The 3,221-nt window shown below is 73.4% G+C and carries 3 protein-coding genes; 2 read left to right on the top strand and 1 reads right to left on the bottom strand.

Annotated features, from left to right (window positions below):
- Positions 1-46: 46 nt before the first annotated feature.
- Positions 47-1,612, bottom strand: coding sequence for a dolichyl-phosphate-mannose--protein mannosyltransferase (locus DZF91_RS26125; RefSeq protein ID WP_117359843.1), 1,566 nt, complete (start codon positions 1,610-1,612; stop codon positions 47-49).
- A gap of 238 nt (positions 1,613-1,850) precedes the next feature.
- On the opposite strand from DZF91_RS26125, the gene rsmI reads away from it, so the two are divergent.
- Together rsmI and DZF91_RS26115 are read left to right on the top strand one after the other, a co-directional pair.
- The gene (gene rsmI, locus DZF91_RS26120) at positions 1,851-2,699 is read left to right on the top strand and encodes a 16S rRNA (cytidine(1402)-2'-O)-methyltransferase (protein ID WP_117359844.1); all 849 of its coding nucleotides are present in this window, start codon (positions 1,851-1,853) and stop codon (positions 2,697-2,699) included.
- A gap of 114 nt (positions 2,700-2,813) precedes the next feature.
- On the top strand, positions 2,814-3,116 hold the full coding sequence (locus DZF91_RS26115; RefSeq protein ID WP_147341392.1) for a hypothetical protein: 303 nt from the start codon (positions 2,814-2,816) through the stop codon (positions 3,114-3,116).
- The last annotated feature ends 105 nt before the right edge of the window (positions 3,117-3,221 follow it).

Below are 3,221 nucleotides of genomic sequence, written 5' to 3'. Positions count from 1 at the left end.
CCGGCGGCCCCGGCCCGGGCGCGCCGCCCGGGTCAGGTCGCGGCGGCTAGATCCAGGAGTTGAACCAGATGCGGTCGTGCCACTCGGCGTAGGTGATCACCTGCGCCGACAGGATCGGGTAGAAGTAGGCGAAGTTCGCGAGCACGACCAGCATGAACGCGCCCGCCCCGGCCGCGCCGAGCACCCGGCGCGGCCCCGGCGGGCGCTCGGGTCCGACCAGCAGGCCCAGCATCAGCACGATCGCGATGATCATGAAGGGGACCATCGGGGTGGCGTAGAACAGGAACATCGTCCGGTCCGCGAACGCGGACGGGAACCAGGTCAGCCAGCCCGCGGTGAAGCCCAGCACCGCCGCCCCGGCCCGCCAGTCGCGGACCACCAGCCACAGCACCAGCGCCCCGACGAGCGCGGCGATCGCGCCCCACCACAGCGCGGGGGTGCCGATCCCGAGGATCTCGCTGGAGCACTTGCTCGCCCCGCAGCCGGACGGCTCGGTGTAGTAGAACGCCACCGGACGCCGCAGGATCGGCCAGTCCCACGGCCACGACTGGTACGGGTGGTGGTCGTGCAGGCCGTTGTGGAAGTTCAGCATCTCCCGGTGGTACTTCCACAGCTTCGGTAGCGCCTCGAACGGCCGCCACAGCGGGTTGGACGAGGGCGTCCCCCGGTCCCAGCCGCCCGCGTTGAAGATCCAGCCGGACCAGGTGACCAGGTAGGTGACCAGCGAGACGGCCACGAGCTGGAAGAACGCCGGAACCGCGTCCAGCAGCAGGGTGCCCGCGGCCGGGGCGCGCACGCCCGCGGCGCGCCGGGCGCCGTAGTCCCAGAACACGACCATCAGCCCGAACGCGGCGAGGTAGAACACGCCCGTCCACTTGGTCGCGACGGCCATCCCGAGGCAGACCCCGGCGGCGATCCGCCAGCCGTGCAGGACGAACGGCCCGTACACCGAGGTGTCGCCGTCCTCGATCCGGTCCGCCAGGCGCTGCCGCGACCGGTCCCGGTCGACCACCAGGCAGCCGAACCCGGCCAGGATCCAGAACATCACGAACACGTCGAGCAGCGCCGCCCGGCCGGTCACGAACGACAGGCCGTCCAGCGCGAGCAGCAGGCCCGCCGCGCAGCCGAGCAGCGTCGACCGCGTCATCCGGCGGACGACCCGGGCCAGGATCAGCACCGCGAGCGTCCCGCACAGCGCGGGCATGAACCGCCAGCCGAACGGCGTCGCGCCGAACAGCTGCTCGCCGATGGCGATCATCCACTTGCCCGCCGGCGGATGGACGACGAAGCTGCCGCCGTCCGACCAGATGTTCGCGTGCGGGTCGGCGATGAGCATCTTGTCGGCGTCCTTGACCGTCGTGTGCTCGTAGCCGAACTTCAGCAGCGACAGCGCGTCCTTGGCGTAGTAGGTCTCGTCGAAGACCACCGCCTTGGGCGAGCCGAGCCGGTAGAACCGGAGGAACGCGGCCACGGCCGTCACCAGCAGCGGGCCCAGCCAGCCGGCCAGGACACCCCCGGGGATCGGCGGGGCCAGCCAGTCGCGCAGCCGCGGCGGGAACGCGGGCCGCGGAGCCGCCTCGGTCCCGGCGGGCGTCAGGTCCGTCATCGCCATCCGCCCATCGTAGGTGAGCCCCGAGGCCCAAACACGGACCTTCCGGGCCGCGCCCGCACCGCGCCTGCGCCTCGCCCACCGCGTACCCGCGCCGTGCCCGCGCCGCCGCCCGTCCGCATCGGCCCAGGTCGGCCCAGATCGGCGAGTGTCCGCCCGCGTCGGCGTGTCCGGTGAGCGCCGCCGTCCGCCCGGACCGTCCCCGGGCGTCGGCGCGCCGCCGACCCGCGAGAATGGGGGGATGACGCCTGACACCGGAACCCTCCTGCTGGCGGCGGCGCCGATCGGCCGGCCCGAGGACGCCTCGCGGCGGCTGCTCACCGCCCTCGCCGACGTCGCGGTCGTCGCCGCCGAGGACACCCGGAGGCTCCGCCGGCTCGCCGCCGACCTCGGCGTGGAGATCACCGGCCGGGTGCTGGCGCACCACGAGCACAACGAGCGGGCCAGCGTGGACGGCCTGCTCGCCGAGCTGCGCGCCGGACGGGACGTGCTGGTGATCACCGACGCGGGGATGCCGGGCGTGTCGGACCCGGGCTACCGGCTCGTCCGCGCGGCCGTCGCCGAGGGCGTCCCCGTGACCGTGCTGCCCGGCCCGTCCGCCGTGACGACCGCGCTGGTGGTCTCGGGCCTGCCCACCGACCGGTTCTGCTTCGAGGGCTTCCCGCCCCGCAAGCAGGGCGAGCGCGCCCGCCGCCTGGCCGACCTCGCGGACGAGCGGCGCACGATGGTCTTCTTCGAGTCGCCGCGCCGCCTCGCCGACAGCCTCGCCGCCATGGCCGGGGCGTTCGGCGGGGACCGGCCCGCCGCGGTGTGCCGGGAGCTGACCAAGACCTACGAGGAGGTCCGCCGGGGCACGCTCGCCGAACTGGCGGCGTGGGCGGAGGAGGGCGTCCTCGGCGAGATCACGGTCGTCGTCGGCGGCGCGCCCGAGCGCGCGGGCCTGACCGACCCGGCCGACCTTCGGACGGCCGTCGCCGACCGGGTGGAGACGACCGGAATCCCCCGGAAACAGGCGATCGCGGAGATCGCCAAAGAGAACGGCCTGCCCAAGCGTGTCGTGTACGAAGCGGTCATCTCTTCGGGCGAATAGTCGCGACCGCCGAAGTGGTCCGGCGACTAGAATTATGGGTAATAAATCCTCGGGCTCCGGATCGGGAGAAGGATGGAACCCGCCTGAAAAGCGTTCACCGAGGGGGTGGGGGCCGTGCACGACGCATGGTCGAACCACGAGGTCTGGGTGTACGAGTGCCAGAACTGCGGCCGGACCTGGGACGAGGAGTTCGAGGTCAGGCACGCCATCGACGGGCACGGCGGCGAGGCGGTCGTCTACGAGCACGACGGCCACTCCTGCACCACACCCTGGACCGACCACATGTGTCCCGACTGCCAGCGTGCCCGCGTCCGGGCCTGGCCGGCCCCGTGGCGCCGCCACGGCCCCGTGCCCCCGACGCGCCGGGGCGACGACCTGGAGCTGGTCTTCCGGCTCCGCCGCCTGCACGCGTATTAAATGGAGCCTCCGGCTCCGGGGACTCGCCTGGCGGCTCGTCCCCGGACCGGATGCTCGTGCGAGTGCGGCATCGCTTCGCGATCAACCGTGCGGGGGGCGCGCCTT

Source organism: Actinomadura logoneensis (assembly GCF_003428695.1).
In the GTDB taxonomy this organism is placed as follows: domain Bacteria; phylum Actinomycetota; class Actinomycetes; order Streptosporangiales; family Streptosporangiaceae; genus Spirillospora; species Spirillospora logoneensis.
Note: the sequence above shows the minus strand (reverse complement) of the source record. Positions and strands in the feature narration are given on the sequence as shown.